Source organism: Mycobacterium sp. NPDC004974 (genome assembly GCF_053600815.1).
Map to the genome: position 1 here is coordinate 165,778 of NZ_JBSGAQ010000007.1, position 20,813 is coordinate 186,590.

The 20,813-nt window shown below is 66.2% G+C and carries 22 protein-coding genes; 11 read left to right on the forward strand and 11 right to left on the reverse strand.

Translation table 11 applies throughout. The annotated features are described in order from the left end of the window. The first annotated feature begins 23 nt into the window (after positions 1-23). A complete protein-coding gene (locus ACWEFV_RS18015) occupies positions 24-470 on the forward strand; it encodes a DoxX family protein (protein ID WP_450071141.1) in 447 nt (148 codons plus the stop codon). Here the strand turns inward: ACWEFV_RS18015 and ACWEFV_RS18020 are convergent. After that, positions 399-2,546 (reverse strand): S9 family peptidase, encoded by a 2,148-nt coding sequence (locus ACWEFV_RS18020; RefSeq protein ID WP_450071142.1) that lies wholly within the window; start codon positions 2,544-2,546, stop codon positions 399-401. The two genes, ACWEFV_RS18015 and ACWEFV_RS18020, sit on opposite strands and share 72 nt — an antisense overlap. After that, entirely contained in the window at positions 2,543-3,430 is an 888-nt protein-coding gene (locus ACWEFV_RS18025; protein WP_450071143.1) for a phosphoribosylaminoimidazolesuccinocarboxamide synthase, read from the reverse strand. Before ACWEFV_RS18025 ends, ACWEFV_RS18020 begins: the two co-directional genes overlap by 4 nt. A gap of 30 nt (positions 3,431-3,460) precedes the next feature. Between ACWEFV_RS18025 and ACWEFV_RS18030 the strand changes: the two genes are divergently transcribed. Then, positions 3,461-4,084: a hypothetical protein gene (locus ACWEFV_RS18030; protein ID WP_450071144.1), complete on the forward strand. Its 624-nt coding sequence runs from the start codon at positions 3,461-3,463 to the stop codon at positions 4,082-4,084. 103 nt (positions 4,085-4,187) lie between these two features. After that, a complete protein-coding gene (locus ACWEFV_RS18035) occupies positions 4,188-5,087 on the forward strand; it encodes a DUF559 domain-containing protein (protein WP_450071145.1) in 900 nt (299 codons plus the stop codon). Here ACWEFV_RS18035 and ACWEFV_RS18040 read toward each other — a convergent pair. The 3 genes from ACWEFV_RS18040 to purB are packed head-to-tail and all read right to left on the reverse strand — an operon-like array spanning position 5,032 to position 8,290. Next, the gene (locus ACWEFV_RS18040; RefSeq protein ID WP_135452453.1) at positions 5,032-5,631 is read right to left on the reverse strand and encodes a DUF1707 SHOCT-like domain-containing protein; all 600 of its coding nucleotides are present in this window, start codon (positions 5,629-5,631) and stop codon (positions 5,032-5,034) included. The genes ACWEFV_RS18035 and ACWEFV_RS18040 overlap by 56 nt on opposite strands. A 32-nt stretch (positions 5,632-5,663) precedes the next feature. After that, a complete protein-coding gene (locus ACWEFV_RS18045) occupies positions 5,664-6,875 on the reverse strand; it encodes a cytochrome P450 (RefSeq protein ID WP_210115467.1) in 1,212 nt (403 codons plus the stop codon). Then, positions 6,872-8,290: an adenylosuccinate lyase gene (gene purB, locus ACWEFV_RS18050; RefSeq protein WP_135452449.1), complete on the reverse strand. Its 1,419-nt coding sequence runs from the start codon at positions 8,288-8,290 to the stop codon at positions 6,872-6,874. Before purB ends, ACWEFV_RS18045 begins: the two co-directional genes overlap by 4 nt. Positions 8,291-8,340: 50 nt before the next feature. On the opposite strand from purB, the gene relZ reads away from it, so the two are divergent. Beyond that, positions 8,341-10,065: a bifunctional ribonuclease/(p)ppGpp synthase gene (gene relZ, locus ACWEFV_RS18055; RefSeq protein ID WP_450071146.1), complete on the forward strand. Its 1,725-nt coding sequence runs from the start codon at positions 8,341-8,343 to the stop codon at positions 10,063-10,065. Here the strand turns inward: relZ and ACWEFV_RS18060 are convergent. Next, positions 10,062-11,501, reverse strand: coding sequence for an APC family permease (locus tag ACWEFV_RS18060; RefSeq protein ID WP_450071147.1), 1,440 nt, complete (start codon positions 11,499-11,501; stop codon positions 10,062-10,064). The genes relZ and ACWEFV_RS18060 overlap by 4 nt on opposite strands. Positions 11,502-11,511: 10 nt before the next feature. Then, on the reverse strand, positions 11,512-12,150 hold the full coding sequence (locus ACWEFV_RS18065) for a TetR/AcrR family transcriptional regulator (protein ID WP_450071148.1): 639 nt from the start codon (positions 12,148-12,150) through the stop codon (positions 11,512-11,514). 125 nt (positions 12,151-12,275) lie between these two features. On the opposite strand from ACWEFV_RS18065, the gene ACWEFV_RS18070 reads away from it, so the two are divergent. Continuing rightward, positions 12,276-13,109 carry an alpha/beta hydrolase gene (locus tag ACWEFV_RS18070; RefSeq protein ID WP_450071233.1) on the forward strand — a complete coding sequence of 278 codons (834 nt, stop codon included), beginning with the start codon at positions 12,276-12,278 and terminating at the stop codon, positions 13,107-13,109. Here the strand turns inward: ACWEFV_RS18070 and purD are convergent. After that, a complete protein-coding gene (purD, locus tag ACWEFV_RS18075; protein WP_450071149.1) occupies positions 13,106-14,374 on the reverse strand; it encodes a phosphoribosylamine--glycine ligase in 1,269 nt (422 codons plus the stop codon). The genes ACWEFV_RS18070 and purD overlap by 4 nt on opposite strands. 109 nt (positions 14,375-14,483) lie before the next feature. Between purD and ACWEFV_RS18080 the strand changes: the two genes are divergently transcribed. Both ACWEFV_RS18080 and ACWEFV_RS18085 read left to right on the forward strand, forming a co-directional pair. Continuing rightward, a complete protein-coding gene (locus ACWEFV_RS18080; protein WP_450071234.1) occupies positions 14,484-15,719 on the forward strand; it encodes a cytochrome P450 in 1,236 nt (411 codons plus the stop codon). A 49-nt stretch (positions 15,720-15,768) separates the two neighbouring features. Then, the gene (locus tag ACWEFV_RS18085; protein ID WP_450071150.1) at positions 15,769-16,398 is read left to right on the forward strand and encodes a TetR/AcrR family transcriptional regulator; all 630 of its coding nucleotides are present in this window, start codon (positions 15,769-15,771) and stop codon (positions 16,396-16,398) included. Positions 16,399-16,412: 14 nt separating this feature from the next. Here the strand turns inward: ACWEFV_RS18085 and ACWEFV_RS18090 are convergent, their stop codons facing one another. Continuing rightward, entirely contained in the window at positions 16,413-17,120 is a 708-nt protein-coding gene (locus tag ACWEFV_RS18090; protein WP_450071151.1) for a M15 family metallopeptidase, read from the reverse strand. Between the two features lie 119 nt (positions 17,121-17,239). Between ACWEFV_RS18090 and ACWEFV_RS18095 the strand changes: the two genes are divergently transcribed. Genes ACWEFV_RS18095 through ACWEFV_RS18110 form a run of 4 tightly spaced genes read left to right on the forward strand, consistent with a single transcriptional unit; the run spans position 17,240 to position 19,145 of the window. Beyond that, entirely contained in the window at positions 17,240-17,554 is a 315-nt protein-coding gene (locus ACWEFV_RS18095) for an EspA/EspE family type VII secretion system effector (RefSeq protein ID WP_450071152.1), read from the forward strand. Next, a complete protein-coding gene (locus ACWEFV_RS18100) occupies positions 17,551-18,171 on the forward strand; it encodes a sensor domain-containing protein (protein WP_450071153.1) in 621 nt (206 codons plus the stop codon). Before ACWEFV_RS18095 ends, ACWEFV_RS18100 begins: the two co-directional genes overlap by 4 nt. Positions 18,172-18,185: 14 nt before the next feature. Beyond that, a complete protein-coding gene (locus ACWEFV_RS18105; RefSeq protein WP_450071154.1) occupies positions 18,186-18,644 on the forward strand; it encodes a hypothetical protein in 459 nt (152 codons plus the stop codon). Positions 18,645-18,653: 9 nt separating this feature from the next. After that, complete coding sequence (locus ACWEFV_RS18110; protein WP_450071155.1) at positions 18,654-19,145, forward strand: hypothetical protein; 492 nt, start codon at positions 18,654-18,656, stop codon at positions 19,143-19,145. A 4-nt stretch (positions 19,146-19,149) separates the two neighbouring features. On the opposite strand, the gene ACWEFV_RS18115 is transcribed toward ACWEFV_RS18110, so the two are convergent. Beyond that, the gene (locus ACWEFV_RS18115) at positions 19,150-20,376 is read right to left on the reverse strand and encodes a hypothetical protein (RefSeq protein WP_450071156.1); all 1,227 of its coding nucleotides are present in this window, start codon (positions 20,374-20,376) and stop codon (positions 19,150-19,152) included. Continuing rightward, positions 20,366-20,809: a carboxymuconolactone decarboxylase family protein gene (locus tag ACWEFV_RS18120; RefSeq protein ID WP_039325318.1), complete on the reverse strand. Its 444-nt coding sequence runs from the start codon at positions 20,807-20,809 to the stop codon at positions 20,366-20,368. The genes ACWEFV_RS18115 and ACWEFV_RS18120 overlap by 11 nt, the downstream gene beginning before the upstream one ends. Positions 20,810-20,813: the final 4 nt, after the last annotated feature.

Here is a 20,813-nt window from a genome sequence, read left to right on the forward strand (position 1 = left end):
ACACCGACAAGATCGGAGCTTCGATGGCCGTCTTCTTGACCCTGATTCTGGGTAGCGTGGCCGCCCGCCTGATCGGCCTGCTGGGCGTGGACTATCTCGACAGCTGGCCCGAGGCGATCGCGGTCGGACTGGCCGCGATGTTCGTCATGACCGGCGTCGCGCACTTCGTCAATCCGTTGCGGCGCGACATGATCGCCATCGTGCCGCCGGCGCTCCCCGCGCCGGCCGCGCTGGTGACGGTCACCGGCGTGCTCGAGCTGGCCGGCGCCGCAGGCCTGCTCTACCCGCCTACCCGCGTGGCGGCGGCAGTCTGCCTGTTCCTGCTCATGCTGGCGATGTTCCCGGCCAATGTCTACGCGGCCAGGATGCCCAACCCGCCGAAGTCGATGACTTCGCGGTTAAGCGTTCGGACCGCCGAAGAGGCTGTCTACCTGGCCGCTGCCGTAGTTGTCGCCGTCGGCGGCAGCTAGCAGCCAGGCGTACTGGAACGCGGCTTCCTTCCACCGCTCGTAGCGTCCGGACAGCCCGCCATGGCCGGCCACCATCTCGGTCTTGAGCAGCACGGGATGACCGTCCGTCTTGGTATGACGCAGTGCGGCAACCCATTTGGCCGGTTCGACGTAGTACACCCGGGTGTCGTTGAGCGAGGTCATCGCCAGAATCGCTGGATAGTCCTGTGCCGCCACGTTCTCGTAGGGCGTGTAGGACTTCATGTAGCGGTAGACCTCGGGGTCCTCCAACGGATTTCCCCACTCGTCCCACTCGGTCACGGTCAACGGCAACGACGGATCCAGGATGGTCGTCAGCGCATCCACGAACGGCACCTGAGCCAGAATCCCGGCGAACAACTCCGGTGCCATGTTGGCCACCGCGCCCATCAACAATCCGCCGGCACTACCGCCGAGAGCCACCAGATTCTGCGGACGGGTCACGCCGCCGTCGATGAGATGGCGTGCCGCGGCGATGAAATCGGTGAACGTGTTCGTCTTCTCAAGCAACTTGCCGTGCTCGTACCACGGCCGGCCCAGCTCGCCGCCGCCGCGCACATGCGCGATCACGAACACCATGCCGCGGTCCAGCAATGACAACCGGGCGATAGAGAATCGCGGATCCTCACACGACTCGTAGGCACCGTAGCCGTAGAGCAACGCCGGCGCCGGGAACTGCAACCCGGCCCGGTGAATGATCGAGACCGGGATCCGCGCCCCATCGGGTGCCGTCGCCCAATCCCGGCGCTCCACATAGTCTTCCGGCCGGTAGCCGCCCAGCACCGGCTGCTCGCGCAGCAACGTACGCTCGCCCGTGGCGAGGTCCAGGTCGTAGATCCGCGCCGGTGTGATGAACGAGGTCGCGCCGATCCGCAGCTTCGGCGTGGACCAGTTCGGGTTCCCGCCCATCCCCGCGGCGGTCAGCTCGGAATCGAACGTCAGCTCTTCGCGCGTACCGTAACCGTCCGCGGTGAGCGGCCACAGTGCCATCTTCGGCAATGCCTCACTGCGGTAACTGATCACCAGGAACCCGTCGAACGCGTCGACACCGTCCAGCCGCACATCATCCCGGTGCTCGATCAGGGTGCGGAAATCGCTCGGGTCGCCGACCGGAGCGTCCACCAGCATGAAGTTCTCGGCACCGTCGTTGTGCAGGATCAGGAACCGGTCCTCGCCGCCGACGACGGCGTGCTCTACGGAGTACTCCACCAGGTCGCGACGCTCCCACACCGTGGTGAGCTCGGCGGTCGGGTCATTCGCATCGACATAGGCGACCTCGGTGGTGACGGCACTGCCCGATGCGACGAACAGGTATTTGTCGCTGCGGCTGCGGCCGATCGCGACCCAGAACCGTTCGTCGGGTTCGTGATACACCTTCTCGGCGGCCAGACCGGAAGCCAGCCGGTGCCGCCACACGGTATCGGGCCGCCAGGCGTCGTCGACCGTGGTGTAGTACAGCGTGCGGCTGTCGGCCGCCCAGGTGCCGCCGGCGCCGATCCCGGTGATCGTGTCGTCGTAGTGCTCGCCGGTACGTAAATCCTTGAACTTCAAGGTGTATCGCTCGTCGCCGAGGACGTCGACGGAGTAGGCCAGGATATTGCCGTCCAGGCTCACCGTGGCCGCGCCGAGCGAGAAGTACTCGTGGCCGTCGGCCTCGACGTTCTCGTCCAGGAGAACCTGCTCACCGGGGATGTCGGCACCCTCGTCGAGCTCGGGCGGCGTCCAATCGTCAGGATCGCCGATCGGGCACCGGCAGTGCACCGCGTACTGCTTGCCCTCGAAGCTGCGCGCGTAGTACCACCAGCCATTGCGGCGCATCGGTACCGACAGGTCGGTTTCCTTGGTGCGGGCCTTGATCTCGTCGAAGATCTTCTGCCGCAACGGCTCCAGATGGGCGGTGGCGATATCGGTGTAGGCGTTCTCGGCCTCCAGGTGCGCGATCACCTCGGGATCGTCCTTGTCGCGCAGCCATTCGTAGGGGTCGATGAACACGTCACCGTGATGCTCGCGACGGTGATTGCCGCGCTTGGCGACCGGGGGTTGCACGGACTCGCTCATGCGCCGATCCAATCGTCGAACCGCAGACCCGAGATCCGTTCGTACGCCTCGATGTACCGGTCCCGGGTGGCCGCCACAATCTCCTCAGGCAAGGGCGGCGGTGGGGTGTCGCTGTGCCGGTCCCAGCCCGAGTCCGGCCCGGTCAGCCAATTGCGGACGAACTGCTTGTCGAAGCTGTCTTGCACCACTCCCTGCTGATACGTCTCGGCGCGCCAGTACCGGGACGAATCCGGGGTGAACACCTCATCGGCCAGCACCACGTTGCCGTGCCCGTCGACACCGAACTCGAACTTGGTGTCGGCGATGATGATGCCCTTGGTCAACGCGTGGTCCGCGCCTTGTATGTAGGTCTGCAGCGTGCGTTCCTTCAACTGGCTGGCCAGCACCGGCCCGACCAGGTCGATCACCGTGTTGTACGAGATGTTCTCGTCGTGCTCGCCGATGTCGGCCTTGGTGGCGGGGGTGAACAGCGGTTCGTCGAACTTGCTCGCCTCGCCGAGACCCGGCGGCAGCGGGATGCCGCATACCGAACCCGACGCCTGGTAGTCGAGCAGTCCGGAACCAGTCAGGTAGCCGCGGGCCACGCACTCCACCGGCAGCATCTTCAGTTGCTTCACCACCAGCGCGCGGCCCAGCACCTCGGCGGGAATGCGCTCGTCGTCGGGAGGTCCGGCCAGGTGGTTGGGCGCGCTGATCAGGTCGAAGAAGAACACGCTCATCGCCGTCAGGATCCGGCCCTTGTCTGGGATCTGTGAGTCCAGGACGTAGTCGTAGGCCGAGATGCGGTCGGTCGCCACGAACAGCAGGTGCTCGTCGTCGATGCGGTACAACTCGCGGACTTTGCCGCTGGCCAGGTGCTGGTAGTCGGACAGAGCAGGACGCATTGGGCCAGCCTATGTGTTGGGATCGGTCTCATGAGATCGCGGTACCTGCCCTATGCCAGCAGACCCGGCCGCTTGTTGGCACAGTTGTTCAGCGACGTGGCCGTGATCACTTGGACCGCGGCGTGGATATTGGTCGGGTTGGCCGTGCATTCGGCGGTGTCGACCATCGCCGAGGTCGGCAGGCAGGTCCAGAGCGGCGCCAACGGTGTTGCTGACAACCTGGGCTCCGCCGGTGACAGCACCGACAGCGTTCCCCTGATCGGTGACACGCTGAGCAAGCCGCTGCGCGCCGCCAGTGAGGCGGCCCTCGACATCGCCGGTGCGGGCGCCAACCTGGACAGCACGGCGAGCTGGCTGGCCTGGGTGCTGGCCCTGGCGGTGGCCGCCGCGCCGATCCTGTTCGTGGCGATGCCCTGGCTGTACCTGCGGGTGCGGTTCTTCCGGCGCAAGTGGACCGCGATCACCCTGGCCTCGACCGCCGCCGGAGAACAGCTGCTGGCGCTGCGGGCGCTGGCCAACCGGCCGCTGGCCAAGCTGACGGCGGTGTCCGACGACCCCGTCGGCGCCTGGCGCAGTCAAGATCAGCGCGCGATTCGCGGCCTGGCCGCCCTGGAACTGCGTTCCGCCGGCATGCGCCTGCGCCGCATCGAGTGATTTTCCCGAGCGATTTCGGTGCAATTAGCGGCGCCCACCGCCGCCAAACGCACCCAAATCGCACGAGCGGGAACCGTTTGACGGGGCATACCGTCGAAACTGCGTGATCGACGACTATCTGCGTAGCCACGACGGAGTGATTACCCTCGCGCAGGCCAAGCTGGCGGGACTGAGCCAGGACGCGGTCAACCGGAGAGTCCGTTCCGGGAAATGGCTGCGCTGCTCACCAGGGGTGTACTTCGCCGACGATCGGCCATTCACAGAATCAGCCCGGGTCAGGGCTGCTGTGTGGTCGGCGGGGCCGAATGCGGCCGCAAGCGGACTGGCCGCCGCGTGGTGGCATGAGGTGACGAAGTACCCGCCAGACACGGTTGAGGTCACCATCCCGAGGACGGGGCATCATCCGCAGCGACACGGCGTCCGTCTGCGCCGGCGCGATCTCGATCCCGCCGACATCGTGGAACGCCGCGGGCTGCGGGTCACCGCGCTGCCGCTGACGGTCGTGGAGGCCGCTGCCCGGCGAGGTGGCGGCGCCAAACTCATGGACAGCGCGCTGCAGCGCCACACCGAACTGCGCGACCTCTGGAGAGCGCATCTGCGCAACAAGGGCCGACACGGCTCGCCCGCTGCCCGCAGGTTGCTGATCGCCGCGTCCGACGGCGCCCGCTCGGAAGCCGAACGGCTGCTGATCAAGCTGCTCAGAGAAGCCCGTATCACCGGGTGGAAGGCCAACTACCGCCTGAGCCGATACGTGATCGACGTGGCCTTTCCCGCCCACAAGGTCGCGATCGAAACCGATGGTTGGGCGTTCCACAGCGATCAGGAGGATTTCCAGAAAGACCGCGTCAAGCAGAACGAGATCGCGCTGATGGGCTGGCAGGTGCTGCGATTCACCTGGCTGGATTTGACCGAGTATCCGCAGCGCGTGATCGCCGAAATTCGTTTCGCTATGGAGTGCCGCTCAGGCGCCGCAGCCAGCTTCCGAACGAGTGCCGCACGGTGACCGAACCCATCCGGACGCGACCGCGCACGACGAGGTGCAGCTGATCCGACGGCGGGCTGGTGCGCACTCTGACCGTGGCGCTGCCGGCGATGGCGTTGACGCCGTTGACGTCGGCGGTGGCCGAGGCGGGCACGATGAGCTCCGTCGTGCTGCAGTAATCGTCGACGACGATCTCCACCACGGGTCCGGGCAGCACCGCCGAGGTGAAGTCGAGAGTGGTACTGCACAGCCGGCTTTTCACATGCAGGACGCGCGGCACCGTCCACTGCCCGCGCCGCACGATCGAGGACATCCAGCCGCGCAGTTCCTCTGGCGCCGCCGCGGGCAGGTGCGACGCCGGGACCGCCGGGGGCGACGCGATCGGAAGGTCAGCCACCACCGCGCCCAACTCGCCTCGAGTGCGTGCCGCCAGCGCGGCGTCGTAGCGCTCGCCGAACTCGTCGAGTGTGATCATGCCCTCGGCTACCGCGCGTTCGAGCAGTTGTCCCACTGTCGTGCGCTCGGCGTCTGAGACTCGGAGATGGTCATTCGGGCCTGAGTCCATGCCCCGAGGTTAGGCGAACGACGCCCCGGGTTTCACACCCCGAGCTCCACCACCAGATGTCGGATGCCGGTGTGTCGGTTGCTGCGGGTCCATTCGACGGGCTTGACCAGACGAGCCGATGAGAACCGCCCAAGCAGCTCTTCGAACAGGACGCGAAGCTCCAGCCGGGCCAGGTTGGCGCCGAGGCAGTAGTGGATACCGTAGCCGAAGCCCAAGTGCGGGTTGGGCTTACGTGTGATGTCGAAGGTGTCAGGAGCGGAGAACACCAGTGAATCCCGGTTCGCCGACCCTTCCCAGACCTGCACCTTCTGCCCGGCTTCGATGTCGCAGCCGCCCAGCGACACGGCTCGGGTCGCGGTACGGCGTTTGGACGGCGACGGCGAGGTCCAACGCACCATCTCCTCGATCGCGGTGGGCAGTTCCGCGAGATCCTCACGCAACAACGCCATCTGCGAAGGGTTTTCGATCAGGGCCAGCAGCCCGCCCGCCACGGAGTTACGGGTGGTCTCAGCGCCGGCGCTGAACAGGAGGCTGAAGAACAGGTACAACTCCAGGTCGCTCAACGCGGCGTCCGTTGCGTTGGCCACCACCGACAGCATGTCGTCGGTGGGATCGGCACGCTTGGCGGCGATGAGTTCCTGCCCATAGGTGTACATCCGTGAGCCGGCCTCCTCGGCCGACATCTGCGCCATGGCCGCGGTGCGCGAGCCGCCGAAGTCGAACTGCGGCTCGATCGCATGGAACAGCCAATGCCGTTCGGATTCAGGCACTCCCAGCAGTATGCAGATCATCTGCATCGGCAGTTCGGCGGCCACGTCGACCAGGAAGTCCAGCGGTTCGCCCGGCACCACGTCGTCGAGCAACCGGCGCGTGCGGGCCCGCAGATCGTCTTCGACCCGCCGGATCATCCGCGGGGTGAGCCCGGAGCTGACCAGCCGGCGGATCTCGGAATGCCGCGGGTCGTCCATCATGTTGAGCACCTGCCCGGAGATGGCCAGGTCCTGCAGCAGCGTGCCGCCGTACGGCCGGGCGCCGCCGGTCACCGAGGAGTAGGTCTCCGCATCGCGCAGCACCGCAAGGGTTTCGGCGTGGGTGGCCACCGACCAGAAGCCTTCGCCGTCCGGCGTGTGTTCGGTGGGCTCGTGCCAGTACACCGGGGCTTCGCGGCGATGTGCGGCGAACAACTCGTGAGGGAAGCCGGCAGCGAAGTTGTCCAGGTCGGTGAGATCGGCCGCCAAGCTCACAAGATGGCGCCCGAGGTGTACTTGGCGGCTTCGGGGTAGCGGCTGACCAACTCGTCGACGGCGGCGACGACCCCGTCGACCTGGGCTCCGGCGGCCCCGGTGAAGGCCTGCTTGTCGGCCAGCGCGGCTTCGAGGGCCGCCCGGTCCAGCGGCAGCCGCGGGTCGGCGGCCAGCCGGTCCAGCAGGTCGGGCTCCAGACCGCGCTCACGCATGTCCAGTGCGACGGCAACGGCGTGTTCCTTGATCACCTCGTGCGCGGTTTCGCGGCCCACGCCGGCGCGCACCGCGGCGATCAGGATGCGCGTGGTGGCCAGGAACGGCAGGTACCGGTCCAGCTCACGCTGGATCACTGCGGGGTAGGCGCCGAACTCGTCGAGCACGGTCAGGAAGGTCTCGGTCTGCCCGTCGACGGCGAAGAACCCGTCGGGCAGCGCGACGCGACGCACCACCGAGCAGAACACGTCGCCCTCGTTCCACTGCGCACCGGCCAACTCGGCGGCCATCGAGGCGTAGCCGCGCAGCACCACCTGCAGGCCGTTGACCCGCTCACACGACCGGGTGTTCATCTTGTGCGGCATCGCCGACGAGCCGACCTGACCGGGCGCGAAGCCCTCGGTCACCAGCTCGTGGCCGGCCATCAGCCGGATGGTGTGGGCCAGCGAGGACGGCCCGGCACCCACCTGCACCAGCGCCGAGAGCACGTCGTGGTCCAGCGAGCGCGGGTACACCTGCCCGACGCTGGTGAAAACCTCTGTGAATCCCAGGAATTGGGCGACCCGCCGCTCCAGCTCGGCGAGCTTGGAGGTATCCCCGTCGAACAGGTCGAGCATGTCCTGGGCGGTGCCCATCGGGCCCTTGATGCCGCGTAGCGGGTAGCGGTCGATCAGCTCACGCAGCCGGGTCAGCGCCAGCAGGGTCTCCTCGGCAGCCGAGGCGAACCGCTTGCCGAGCGTGGTGGCCTGGGCCGCCACATTGTGCGACCGGCCGGCCATCACCACGTCGCGGTAGACGACGGAGCGTTCGGCCAGCCGGGCCACCACCGCGACGCCGTGGGCGAACACCAGCTCAAGGGAGCTGCGGATCTGCAGCTGCTCGACGTTCTCGGTGAGGTCGCGGCTGGTCATGCCCTTGTGGACGTGCTCGTGGCCGGCCAGGGCGTTGAACTCTTCGATGCGTGCCTTGACGTCGTGGCGGGTGACGCGCTCGCGCGCCGCGATGGACGCGAGGTCGACGTTCTCCAGGACACGCTCGTAGTCGTCGATCACGCCGTCGGGCACCGGGACACCCAGCTCGGCCTGTGCACGCAGCACGGCGAGCCAGAGTCGGCGTTCGGCGACGATCTTGGCCTCCGGCGACCAGATCGCGACCATTTCGTCGCTGGCGTAGCGGTTGGCCAGAACATTCGGGATCGTCACGAACACACAGCTTACGGCCCGGGCGGGACGACGAATGAGACAGTGGACGGATGTACTTCGTCGGACTCGACCTCGCGTGGGGCGAGAAGAACCAGACGGGTGTGGCTGCCATCGACTCCGGTGGGCGGGTCCTACACGTCGGCGTCGCGCAGGACGACGACGACATCGCGGCGGCCATAGAGCCCTATGTCAGCGGCGACTGCCTGGTCGCCATCGATGCGCCGCTCATCGTGAAGAACCCGACGGGCCACCGGCCGTGCGAGCGGGATCTCAACCGGGACTTCCAGCGGTTCGACGCCGGGGCACGCCCAGCGTTCACCGAGCGACCCGAGTTCAAGCATCCGCGTGGGGCGCGTATCGCGTCGTTGCTGGGTCTGGACATGGATCCGTCGTCGCTGTCGAACCGTCGCGCGATCGAGGTCTATCCGCACCCGGCGAGCGTCGTGCTGTTCGGGCTCGACAAGACGCTGAAGTACAAGCGCGGCGCGTTCGGCGACCGTCAGCGCGAGCTGCTGAAGTTGATGACGTTCATCGAGGAGCTCGACACGGCAACGCCGAGGCTGCGGGCGAACCGCAATGTCAGCTGGGTCGAACTGCGCAAGCGGATCGAAGCGGCCACCCGGCCGGGCCAGCTCGACCGTGACGAGGACCCCGTCGACGCCATGCTCTGCGCCTACATCGCGCTGTACTGGTACCACCGGCCCGAGGACGTGACGATCTACGGCGACTTCGCGTCGGGGTACATCGTCACGCCGTCCCTGCCCGCTGATCGACTGTCCCGACCGCGCCCGGCACCTGCCCGCGAGGAGGCACCCTCGACGGCTGTGGCCGAATACGCTGCCCGGCGCCCGGACCTGGTGGCCGCCACCGACCAGTACCTCAAGCGGGTCACCGGGCTGCTCGACGAGGCGGGCATCAACTACCTGAGCATCACGGCCCGCACCAAGAGCGTCGACTCGTTCGCCGAGAAAGCCAACCGGCGCGCGGTCGACGGCACGCGGATGTACACCGATCCGCTGGTGGAGATCACCGATCAGGTGGGCCTGCGCGTCATCACCTATCTGCGTGAGGATGTCGACGCGGTGGCCAACCTGCTGGCCGAGGAGATGCGGCTGCTCGACGACCAGGACATGGGTCTGCAGACCGCCCGTCAGGGCCGGTGGGGGTATGCGAGCCGGCACCTGCTGTTCGGGGTCGAGGGCGAGCAGTATCCGGCGTCCATCCAGGTACGTACCGTGCTGCAGCACGCGTGGGCCGAGTTCGAGCATGACGTGCGGTACAAGGGTTCGATCCCTGCCGAACACGTCAGCGAACTGGACCGCCGGTTCACGTTGGCGGCCGGGCTTCTGGAGTTGGCCGACCGCGAGTTCACCGAGATCCGGGAACGGCTGCGGCTGACCATGACCGAAGAGGAGGAGGTCGAGTCCGCGGGATTCTCCAGGGACGCGCGCATCGCCACCCCGGTGCTGGCCACCTACCTGGGCAACCGCTTCCCCGATGCCGGCTGGTCGCGCACGGACCACTACAGCTGGATCTCGGGGTTGTTGCTCGAGCTCGGCATCACCTCACTGGATGCGCTGACGGGCGTGCTGGATTCGGTGGACACCGACGAGATCAACCGGCTGATGGACTACCGCTACCCGCCGGGCGCGGTCCGCCGCCTGGACGACGCGTTGTTGGCCGTCTTCGACGACCGCTACATCGAGCTGGATGGGAACGCGCACCGGATCGCTCTGCTGCAGAACCGGATTGAAAAGCTGCGTAAAGATTCCTAGGGCGCGTCGCCGAGGTGGGTCGGGTCGGTGATGCCTGCCCCACGAATGCCGAGTTGCCGGTTGATCAGCATGGTGATGCCGAACAGGACGATGCCGGTGACGACTAGTGCCAGTGCCAGGATGTACTGCTCGGACGGTCGTCCGGAGGTGGGCAGCACCAGATAGAGCGAGGCCACGAATCCGATGACGGGTAGCGCAGTCGGAGTCTTGAAGTGCCCGCCCTCTTTTCGCACATCGCGACGCAGCACCAGGACCGCCACGTTGACCATGGCGAACACCGCGAGCAACAGCAGCGACGTGGTACCGCCCAGCACCGCGATGGCGTCCTCGCTGGCGAAGGTCGACACGTAGAAGATCAGGCAGAACGCCAGCAATGTCGTGAACGTGATTGCCACCCAAGGGGTATGGCGCCGCGGATGCACGACACCCAGCACCGGAGGAAGCACGTGCTGGCGCGACATCCCGTAGATGAGGCGGCTGGCCATCAGCATGTTGATCAGCGCGGTGTTGGACACCGCGAACATCGAGATGAACGGCAGGATGTTGTCGATCGGCAGGCCGGGCGCACCGGCGTGAACCACCTCGACCAACGGGGACTTGCTGGCGGCCAGTGTCCCCACCGGCACCAGCGCGACCGCGATGACCGAGACGAGTACGTAGACCAGTCCCGCGATACCCAGACCTGACAGCAGCACCTTGGGGAAGATCCGTACCGGATCCTTTGTCTCCTCGGCCATGTTGACCGAGTCTTCGAAGCCCACCATCGCGAAGAACGCCAGGGACGTGGCGGCGGTGACTGCGAGAAACGCGTTCTTGCCATCGGGAGTCTCGAATGCGACGACCCGGCCGAAGTCGACTTCGGCGCTGCCACCGGTGAAGGCCCACAGCCCGACCAGGATCACCAGAAGCAGGCCGGTGATCTCGACGAAGGTGAGAAACACGTTGAGCTTGACGCTTTCGCTGACCCCACGCAGATTCACCACGGCGATCATGGCCATGAAGAACAATGCGAACGCGATGATGCCGAGCTTCTCCCAACCGGGGGTGTAGTCGAAGTTGACCTCAAGGCCTTTGAAGAAGCTCGCCGCGAAGAAGCGGGAAGCCGTTGAGGCCGAGGTGATTCCGGAACACATCACGATGAACGCCACCAGGAAGGTGACGAACTGGACGCCAAAAGCCTTGTGCGCGTAAAGAGCAGCACCGGCTGCCTGCGGGTACTTGGTGACCAGTTCGAGGTAGCTGAACGCGGTGATGGTGGCGATCAGGAACGCCGCAAGGAACGGAAGCCACGCGGCGCCGCCGACCTCCTTGGCGACCTGCCCGGTCAGCGCATAGACGCCCGTGCCGAGGATGTCGCCGACTACGAACAGTAATAACAGTCCGGGCCCCATCACCCGCTTGAGCTGTGGCTCCTTCGAGGTTACGGGTTGCGACATTCCCCCTCCTTCAGCCGGTCAGACGCGTACCCGCCCGTTCGTCGACGGGCGCCAGCACGTCGATGACGTCGATCAGTGTGGCGCGGGCGCTGGCCCTGGGCCCCTCCCCTTCGTCGACCAACGATGCCACAACGGCCCCGTCGACGGCGCACACCAGCGCGGTGACCAGTTCGGCGCGCACCGAGCGGCCTGAGCGTTCCACCACCTCGACCACGGCGTCGGTGCGCTGCTGCAAGATGCGGCGTTGAATGTCGCGCAGCCCGGGCTGCCGGGCACATGCGATGTAGCGCTCGTAGCGCGAGATCAGTTCCTCGATTCCGCGACGCTCCGTGGATTCCCCGAGCAACAGATCGACAAGGACGTCGGCGGTCGATTCGGCACCGCGACGCCGCCGTGAGAGCGCGGCCACACCGGCGCTGAGATGTTCGGCTTCCTGGGTTCCGATGTACTCGACAGCCTTCGCGATGAGGTCGTCGAGTGAGGAGAAGTAGTACGTCGTGGAGGCCAGCGGGAGGCCGGCACGACGAGCCACGGCCCGGTGCCGGACGGCGTCGAAACCGCCCTCACAGAGCAACTCAGCGGCCGCCCTGACGAGGGCGTACCGCCGACGCTCCCCTTTAGGAGTGACCGCTGCCGTCACCTTTAGCATCGTGCCAGCCGGGCACCCTCCACATCGGGCTTTCGGCCAATCATCAGGCTCTACTCAGGTTTTCCCGGCCGTAATTACCACCGCAACAATGCCACTGGCCGATGCCATTGTCGGGCGATGGCAAGATGGCCCGCATGCCCAACTTGACCCGTCGCGCAGTCCTGCGCCTCGGCGTCGGTGCGGCTGCCGGCGCCGCCGGTGCTGTAGCCCTCGCCTCTGCCCCTGTCTCATCGGCCGGCCCCGCGCCCGCCCCGACGTTCACCAGCGGCTCGTTCGCATCGTCGGCGCGTGGCGGGACGAGCACCAACTGGGCCATCGCGCGGCCGCCAGGACAGACCGGCAAACTCCGGCCGGTGATCGCCCTGCACGGCAAAGGGCAGGATGCCGCCGGCGTGATGGCCGGCGGAGTCGAACAGGGCTTGGCCGAGGCGGTGGCGGCCGGGCTGCCGCCGTTCGCCGTGGTCGCGGTCGACGGCGGCGGAAGCTATTGGCACAAACGAGCATCCGGTGAGGACTCGGGTGCGATGGTCCTCGACGAGCTGATCCCGATGCTGGCCGATCAGGGCCTGGACACCTCGCGGGTGGGATTCCTGGGCTGGTCCATGGGCGGCTACGGAGCGCTGCTGCTGGGTGCCCGGCTCGGGCCGGCGCGCACCGCGGCGATCTGCGCGGTCAGCCCGGCGCTCTGGACGTCATCGGGAGCCGCTGCACCCGGCGCCTTCGACAGCGCAGCCGATTACGCCGCCAACAGCGTCTGGGCTCAGCCCGCGCTGGGATCGATCCCGATCCGGATCGATTGCGGCAACAGTGATCCGTTCTATTCGGCCACCAAGCAGTTCATTGCCGAGCTGCCCAATCCCCCGGCCGGCGGCTTCTCCCCCGGCGGGCATGACGGCAGCTTCTGGAGTTCGCAGCTGCCCGCCGAGATCGCTTGGATGGCACCGCTACTCGTCGCCTAGAGCGTGATCCGCCCTTCGGCGGCGCCCAGACCGATATCGGTGCGGAAGTGGCTGCCCGGCAACCGGATCGACTTGGCGAGCGCGTATGCCGCATCGCGCGCGGCGGGCAGGTCCGCTCCGGTGCCGACCACCGAGAGCACCCGGCCGCCCGAGGACACCACCTCGCCGTCCTCGCGGCGCGCGGTGCCGGCGTGCAGCACCCCGTCGGCTTCCGATCCATGAATGACGTCGCCGACGCGCGGCCGGCCCGGGTAATTCTCCGCGGCCACCACGACCGTCACGGCGTAGCCATCTTGCCACTGCAGGTCACCGAATGCGGCGAGTTCGCCGGTGGCCGCGGCGTTCAGCAGCTGACCAAGTGGCGAATCAAGCAGGGCCAGAACAGATTGCGTTTCCGGGTCACCGAAGCGGCAGTTGAACTCGACCACAGCCGGGCCGTTCGAAGTGATCGCCAAACCGGCGTAGAGCAGACCCGAGAACGAGCTGCCCCGCGCAACCAGTTCTGCGGCAACGGGTTTGACGACCCCGTCGACGATCTGGTTCTTCACCGAATCCGGCAACCAGGGCAACGGGGCGTAGGCACCCATGCCACCGGTGTTCGGCCCGGTGTCTCCGTCGCCGACCCGCTTGAAGTCTTGCGCCGGCAGCAACGGCACGACGGTGGCGCCGTCGACCACGCAGAACAGTGACACCTCGGGACCGTCGAGGAACGACTCCAGCAGCACCGGGTGCCCCGAGTCGAGCAGGCTGGCGGCATGCGCCCGGGCGGCGTCGCGATCGGCGCTGACCACCACGCCCTTACCGGCGGCCAGACCGTCGTCCTTGACCACCCAGGCGGCCTGACCGGCAGGCGGGCCGAACCGGTCCAGCGCGGCGTCGAGGTGGGCCGGGTTGTCGACGATCTCACTGCTCGCGGTACGCACCCCGGCTGCGGCCATGACGTCCTTGGCGAATGCCTTCGAGCCCTCGATGCGGGCAGCGTCCTTGCTGGCGCCGAAGCAGGCTATGCCGGCGGCCCGCACGGCGTCGGCCACGCCGAGCACCAGCGGGACTTCCGGGCCGATCACCACGAGGTCGCTTTCCAGGCGCTCGGCAAGTTTCACCACGGCCTCGCCGGAGGTGATGTCGACGTCGTACTGATCGGCGATGGACTGGGTACCGGCGTTGCCGGGCGCCACCGCCAACTCGTCGACCTGCGGGTCGCGGCGCAGGGCCAGCAGCAGGGCGTGTTCACGGGCACCGGATCCGATAACGAGGACGCGCACGGTCGTAGCGTAGCGGGAAACCTGTGGGCATACACTTGACGCCACAGTGTATGGTCGACAGCAGAAATGTGCTCGCCGTCACACGAGGAGATGATCCGGCTTGACCACCATGAGTGCTTGCCCGTTCGGCGCCGGCTACGACTTCACCGATCCCGATGTCCTGCTCCGCGGAATCCCGGTGCGCGAGTTCGCCGAACTGCGCAAGACCGCGCCGGTGTGGTGGAACGAGCAGGATGAATCGATCTTCAATGACGGCGGCTACTGGGTGATCACCCGCCACGAGGACATCAAGACCATCTCCCGCGACGGCGGTGCGGTGTGGTCGACCAACGCCAAGGGCGCCGTCATGCGCCTGCCCGAAGGTGTGACCTCCGAACAACTGGACCTCACCAAGGCGCTGCTGATCAACCACGACGCGCCCGAGCACACCCGACTGCGCAAGCTGGTGTCGCGTCTGTTCACGCCGCGTTCGGTGGCAGCCCTGGAGGAGAAGCTGGCGGTGGCGGCCCGCGACATCGTGGCGGCGGCGGCCAAGAAGGACAGCGGCAATTTCGTCGATGACATCGCGATGAGCCTGCCGCTGCTGGCCATCGCGGACCTGATCGGCGTGCCCGAGGAAGACCGCGAGAAGCTCTTCCACTGGACGAACGCCATCATGAACACCGACGATCCCGATTTCGACGCCGATCCGACGATGGCCAACGCCGAACTGATGGGCTACGCCTACACCATGGCCGAGCAGCGCCGGCAGTGCCCGGCCGACGACATCGTGACCCGACTCGTGCAGGCCGACATGGACGGAGAAGGCGGAGACGGCCTCCAGGATGTGGAATTCGCGTTCTTCGTGATCCTGCTGGCCGTGGCCGGCAACGAGACCACCCGCAATGCCATGACGCACGGCATGAACGCATTCCTCGAAAACCCGGACCAGTGGGAGCTTTTCAAGCGCGAACGCCCGGAGACCGCGGTCGACGAGATCATCCGCTGGGCCACCCCGGTGCACTGCTTCCAGCGCACCGCCCTGGTCGACACCCAGATCGGCGATGTGACGGTGAAAGCCGGGCAGCGCGTCGGCCTGTTCTACAGCTCGGCCAACTACGACGAAGAAGTCTTCGAATCGCCCTTCACCTTCGACATCCTGCGCAATCCCAACCCTCACCTGGCTTTCGGCGGCAACGGCGCGCACTACTGCATCGGCGCCAATCTGGCACGGATGGAGATCAAGCTGATGTTCAACGAGATCGCCGATCAGATCCCCGACATCGCCAAACTCGCTGAGCCGCAACGCCTGCGGTCCGGATGGATCAACGGCGTCAAGGACCTGCCGGTCTCCTACCACCGTTGACCGCTGGTTGACCAGCAGCGTGTTCCGTTGGTTGTTCTAGGATTCGCCCATGCGAACGCACGGGTGGTCCGGCTCGGCGCCGGCCACCGATGACGAGGCGATTGCCCGCATCCTGGCCGCGGCCGGGAAGGCGATCGATGAGCGGGGAGCGGACTTCTCGATCGCCGATGTGGCCCGCACCCTCGGCGTCACCCGCCAGACCGTGTACCGCTATTTCCCGAGCACCGACGCTCTGCTGGTGGCGGCCGCGGTCCATGCGGCCGGCGATTTCCTGGACCGATTGGCCGCCCACATCAAAGGCATGACCGATCCGGTGGAGGCGGTCACCGAGTCCATCGCCACCTCCCTGGAGTGGTTACCCGAGGACAAACACATCGGTTTGCTCGTGGCTCCCGGACGCGCGAACGCGCACACGGAGTCGGTGACCTCGGATGTCGCGGTCGACTTTGCCCGGGCCATGTTGCACAAGATGGATGTCGACTGGACCGAGGTCGGATACACCGACACCGAACTGGACGAGCTCGCCGAGCACGTGCTGCGGATCATCCAGTCCTTCGTCATCGATCCTGGCCGTCCACCACGTACGGGAGAGGCGCTGCGCAGCTACCTGACGCGGTGGGTCGGTTCGGCGGTGGCGGGCGGACATGTGGCGTCCGAGAGGCCGCCGGCCGGGGTGTAGAGGCTTTTTGGGCGTCAGCGCCGCTCGAAATGCTGGTAGTCGATCGGGTCACGCCAATCCCCGCCCCATCGCCAGCCACGCTGCGCGAAGGTCCGCACCACTACGTCACCGTCGCGAATCATCCCCTGGTCCGTACGGGTGCGATCCAGGTACGCCCGCGCAGTGATGGGCTGCAAGTCACCGGAAGCCGAGATGTACGGGTTGATCAGCGGGTTGATGTCGACGGCACGACCGTAGGCGTGCAGTGACCACGATCCACTCGGCAACGGCCGGCAATTGAACGCCGAGGTGTTGTTGCCCTCCATCGACAGCTCGTCGGCAGCACCCGGATAGTTGTCCACCGTGCGCATTTTCTCGATCGGGAATCGCGCCGAGTACAGGTCCCCGAAGATCCCGATCACGTCGCTCACCGCATCGCGGTGAACCACCAGCTCACCGCGATGCGAACGACCATCAAAGCCGATGTACGACAGGGTGATCCGGCGAAGATCGGTGGGCGGCACCGGGCATCCCGGCCGCCAGGTGGCACCCAGCGCGGCAGCGTCCACCGGAGCAACCCGCGCGGGTTGCTCCGGCTTCGCATCGGGCTGCGGATTCTGCGGTGAGGCGGAAATGGTTTCCGGAGCCTGCACCGATTCCGGCGCACCACCGGCGCACGCCGCCGTGCACCCGGTGAACAGGCCTACCACCAGGGCACATACGCGGACGGTTGAGATGCCCACCCCGCGACTGTAGATCGCGAAACTGGAGGCAGACAGTCAGCCCGGGGGCGAAATTAGCGCCCCAGGTGGGGTTTGCCGAGATCTAGACTTGAGACCTCGATCCAGCCGGGGGGTGAGCCGTGGGGGCACTCGACGCGTTCTACACGACGTGGTCGCAGGCACGCACCACGTTCGGTGAGGGTGCTCCGACGACGGGCGATGGGTTTGACGACCGATGGCAGGGCACGGTCGCGCAGGCCTACGCCGCCAAGAACGCCGAACATGCCGCCGTCTACGGCAAGCTCGCTGATCTCGATCAGCGCATGGCCGCAGAGGTCACCCGGGCAGCCGGGGTGGTCAGCGCCGGTCGGCAGAATCTCGAACAGACCCGGGATCGAACTGCTGGGCACTGCCTGTCTCATGGCATACCAGATCAGGGACGGCGACCTCGGTGAATCGCACTTTTGCAGCTGTCTTCTGCGGCCTCACGTTGCTGACCACAGCCTGCGCTACGGACTCGTCGACATCACCGTCGCCGGCACGGAGTGATGCTGGACCAGCTGTACTTTCCGTCGAAGAGGTACAAAGTATCTCCGGGATCGCCGGATTTCATGAAGTACCGGAACTGGCCGCTTCCGCCCCTTCTCCGACCCCGAACACCCCAGAAGCGTGTCGTCCGGTGTTCGACCCGCCCGCAGTCTTCGGCACTGACTGGAGGCAGTTCCGCACCGTCGGCTATGCCACGCTGATTGACGCGCCGGCGCTCCCCATCATGGCGGATGTCCGCCAGGCGATTGCTGTCTACCCGGACGTGGCGACCGCACAGGCAACATTTGACCGGCTCGCTGCGGCGGTACCCGGCTGCATCAGGACGGGCACCGGATACTACCGCCGCACAGCGGAGAGCCCCGACCCAAACACCCTGCTACTCAACAGTGAACACGCCGACGGGGCCCACAGCGCGTATCGGCTCACCGGTACTGCGCTGATCAACTCAAACGCGCTCGGCCTCCCAGACAGCGAGCGGGTCGCTCTTGAGGTACTCGATGGTCTCGAACAAGCGGAACACTAGTGGGCGCACAGCGAATGAACATCGTCAGGACCACGCGAACCGCACTGATCGTTGTGTTTCTCTGCCTCTCCCTGGGCGGCTGCGATCTGGTCAGGCAGGCGATGAGGCCGTCGATGGATGTCGACTACAACGACCAGAAGCTCAACGATGGCCTGGAAAGGCTTCTGCATCAACAGAAGTCAGGAAATCTCAGCGACTTCACCAGCTGGGACTGGGACGAGGTGCATCTGTTCCACGAATACTCTGAACGGGAATTCATCGAGGACACCGTCGGCGCGCCGGTGATCAAGAATGATTTCTACGATTCCAAGGCCAGCCTGCTGATCTTCGAGCTCAACGGGAAACCCGTCAAGGCCGCCGGAATCAGCGGCGACTACCTACGCGGTGAGAATTTCCGGGTGACCTGGCCGACCGACGTGATGCTGCGACCGCAAGGCGGGGGATATCTCATGCTGACTGTGCCCGCGAGCTAGGAGACCTTGATGAACCTCATGCAGACGAAGCGTCGGTCCATGTTCGGACTTGCCGCGGTGGCGCTGTTCATGGCTGTTGCCTGCACCTCACCTGACGACGCGGTCGGCCGCACGCTCGGCTCCCGTGCCGAGACCTCGAACAATCCCGAGTTGATCAAAAAGGCAAGCGATTTCGGTGGGGTCGTGATACCGGCGGGAGCAGAGGTGCTGCAAGCCAGCGTAGACGGCGCGATCGACACCAGATATCAACTGGCGCTGAAAATGCCGTCCGCCGACCTGCAGGACCTCCTCGCTGAATCGCATTTCGACAAGCCACTCACCCGGGTCCATCCCCCCTTTGACCCGATCATCGCCGGTCCGCCCCTCGCGAGTTCTCCGTCGGTGGTCGGTGCTCAGGATCGCTATCGCAACGCTGAAGGGAAATCGGTATATCGCAACGTCATCGTTGACGAGCGCGAACCCACTACCCGCTTTGTCCACCTGAGCGTGTACACCACATAGTCACTTACACGACGGTCAACGGCAACGACTTCCGCGGCTCGAACACGAATGACGCACCGCCGCTGAACTTCGTCACCGCAACCTCATCGAATTCCTTTGCCGCGGTCTCGGTTTCGATCACCCGGGCGGTCCATTCCGCATCCGAGCCGATAACCTCGACGGACAGATGCGGGTTGACGGCGGCGACGACAGCCTGCAGCGGCCGGGTCTCGGCCGGCCCGGTCAGCGCCACCCAGGACCCGTCCTCGTGCGCCGGCGAGCGCCGCACCGACACCGTGTCCGGACCGAACTCGGCATCGATGTACGCCGAGGGATTGAACAACGGATGCAGCTCGAGGACCCGCATAGCCCCCTCGATGCCACCGGGCAGATCGAGCGCACGGTGAATACGCTCGGCGCCCAGTCCGGCCACGCCGATCAGCTGCTTGGTGCAGATCTCGGTGGCCAGTGCGGTGTTCGCCCCAGCCCGGGTACCCACCGCGAGAATGAATGACAGGTTCAGTAGGTGCATCTGCAGGCACACCTCGTCGGCGATGCGGACCAGCGCCGAGTGCGAGAACGCCGCGAAGTCGAGGTCCGACACCAGCGGCCCCGAGTAGTCGGACGCCCCCTCGCCGGAGGGATCGATCGGGTCCAGAACCGTTCGCGCAGCCTGGGTCCGGCCGATCACGTCGAGCGCCGGGATGTCATCGACCTCCGGGTACGACTCGTCGATGATCACCGTCCACGCGCAGTGCGGCTGACGGTCTGCCGGGGTCCGGGGCGGCCGGTGAATCGGACGGACCTGGCACTTACGGTTGGTGGCCAGCGCGGTGGCATCGAAGGTCGGGTCCTCGATGTCGTGGCACATGCCACGCACGTAGTCCTCGCCCATCGGCTCGACGTCGAGCAGCGCACCGCAGTGATCGAGGTGGAACTCGCCGTGCCAGCGGTCATGAATCGTGTAGCGGAAATCCATGAACTGCGGCGGGGCGCCGATGTCGAGCTGCAGTCCTTTGAAAATGGTGATGACGTCGACGCCCTCGTACCGCAGCGCCTTCTGCATCCGCCGGGTATAGATCGGGCTGGACGCCGCCCACTCTTCGATCGCGATCTGGAGCATTTCCGGTCGGCCGAAATTGCTGATGCACCAGGCCATCCCGGACCGGTCGATCATCTGGCCCATGAGCAGCAACTCGGGTACCAGCTTGACCAACTCGTCCCGGGTCAGCGAGGCATACCTACTTGTCATCGAGCTCGCTCCCGGTGTTCATCTTGACCGCGGCGTTCACATTGGCGCGCCGGTCCTCGTCAAGCCCCTTCTCGGCGGCCTTGCGACGCTTGGCCACAACCTTGGACACGGTTCCGTTGAGCCCGGACCCGAGCGGGAAGCCGAGGTACTGGGTGAGGAAAATGGCGATGTCCTTGAGCTCCTCCTCGGTAAACTCACCGTTGAGCAGCGCGGCGTTCACCTGGATCTCGGCGAGATCCTGCGAGCCGACGGCGGTCACCGCGGACAACGTCATCAGCCGCTTCTCACGCATCGACAGTCCGGGCTTGGTCCAGATGGTGCCGAACAAGTGGTCGACGGTCAGATCGAAGTACGGATCCCCTTCGATGTTCGGCATCTCCCAGCCGTAGACCTCGTTCATCTTGGCCAGGCCCTTGGCGCGCAACTCGTCCATCGCA

What these genes read in the sequence shown, in the direction of transcription:
- ACWEFV_RS18015 (WP_450071141.1), top strand. Translation starts at nt 24, where the DNA reads ATGGCCGTCTTCTTGACCCTGATTCTGGGTAGCGTGGCCGCCCGCCTG.
- ACWEFV_RS18020 (WP_450071142.1), bottom strand. Translation starts at nt 2,546, where the DNA reads ATGAGCGAGTCCGTGCAACCCCCGGTCGCCAAGCGCGGCAATCACCGT.
- ACWEFV_RS18025 (WP_450071143.1), bottom strand. Translation starts at nt 3,430, where the DNA reads ATGCGTCCTGCTCTGTCCGACTACCAGCACCTGGCCAGCGGCAAAGTC.
- ACWEFV_RS18030 (WP_450071144.1), top strand. Translation starts at nt 3,461, where the DNA reads ATGAGATCGCGGTACCTGCCCTATGCCAGCAGACCCGGCCGCTTGTTG.
- ACWEFV_RS18040 (WP_135452453.1), bottom strand. Translation starts at nt 5,631, where the DNA reads ATGGACTCAGGCCCGAATGACCATCTCCGAGTCTCAGACGCCGAGCGC.
- relZ (WP_450071146.1), top strand. Translation starts at nt 8,341, where the DNA reads ATGTACTTCGTCGGACTCGACCTCGCGTGGGGCGAGAAGAACCAGACG.
- ACWEFV_RS18060 (WP_450071147.1), bottom strand. Translation starts at nt 11,501, where the DNA reads ATGTCGCAACCCGTAACCTCGAAGGAGCCACAGCTCAAGCGGGTGATG.
- ACWEFV_RS18065 (WP_450071148.1), bottom strand. Translation starts at nt 12,150, where the DNA reads ATGCTAAAGGTGACGGCAGCGGTCACTCCTAAAGGGGAGCGTCGGCGG.
- ACWEFV_RS18070 (WP_450071233.1), top strand. Translation starts at nt 12,276, where the DNA reads ATGGCCCGCATGCCCAACTTGACCCGTCGCGCAGTCCTGCGCCTCGGC.
- ACWEFV_RS18080 (WP_450071234.1), top strand. Translation starts at nt 14,484, where the DNA reads ATGAGTGCTTGCCCGTTCGGCGCCGGCTACGACTTCACCGATCCCGAT.
- ACWEFV_RS18085 (WP_450071150.1), top strand. Translation starts at nt 15,769, where the DNA reads ATGCGAACGCACGGGTGGTCCGGCTCGGCGCCGGCCACCGATGACGAG.
- ACWEFV_RS18105 (WP_450071154.1), top strand. Translation starts at nt 18,186, where the DNA reads ATGAACATCGTCAGGACCACGCGAACCGCACTGATCGTTGTGTTTCTC.
- ACWEFV_RS18110 (WP_450071155.1), top strand. Translation starts at nt 18,654, where the DNA reads ATGAACCTCATGCAGACGAAGCGTCGGTCCATGTTCGGACTTGCCGCG.
- ACWEFV_RS18115 (WP_450071156.1), bottom strand. Translation starts at nt 20,376, where the DNA reads ATGACAAGTAGGTATGCCTCGCTGACCCGGGACGAGTTGGTCAAGCTG.
- ACWEFV_RS18120 (WP_039325318.1), bottom strand. Translation starts at nt 20,809, where the DNA reads ATGGACGAGTTGCGCGCCAAGGGCCTGGCCAAGATGAACGAGGTCTAC.